This window comes from Neisseria sp. P0001.S005 (genome assembly GCF_051963715.1).
Window position 1 is genome coordinate 1 of the sequence record NZ_JBQCTZ010000537.1, and the last position, 532, is coordinate 532.

Annotated in this window: 1 pseudogene; it reads right to left on the reverse strand. The window is 61.3% G+C overall.

Annotation, left to right across the window (positions count from 1 at the left end):
• A pseudogene (locus ACTHSP_RS21525) lies at positions 1-532 on the reverse strand (YccS family putative transporter); the annotation flags it as partial.

The following is a 532-nucleotide window of genomic DNA, read 5'->3' on the forward strand; positions in this document are numbered from 1 at the left end:
TCAAGCTCGGCAAATTCCTGACGGATTTGGGTCATGGCCGTTTCAAAAGCCTCGGGGTCGGTTTGGGGCATTTGGGTCAGCAACTCGGCGATGTGGTGGGTCAGCTTGGCATAGGGCGCAAAGCCGTCGTTGCCGTCGATTCGGACTTGGTCGCGGTATGCGCCGAGCGCGGAAATGTGGCCGGTCAGCGCATAGCTGGTTTTGAGCAGGGTAAAACCGTCTTGCAGGCGGTCTTGGTATTTTTTCGGGTTGCTGCTCATGTCGGACAGGGTGCTGCTGAGGGCGGCGGTGCTTTCGTGGGCTTGGCGGCGGGTGAGGCGGTAGTCGAAATCGTCGCGGCTGCCGCTTTGCAGCTGGTCGAGGATAGCGTCGAGATAGCGGCCGTTGGCAGTGATGGTTTGGGCGGCGGTGTGGCTGAGGGTGAGGTAACGCCAATCGGGCCAGAGGTAGGTGGCGGCGGCCCATGCGATAACGGAACCGACGATGGTGTCGATGATGCGGATGGGCATGGCGTGGTACACGTCCAAACCGG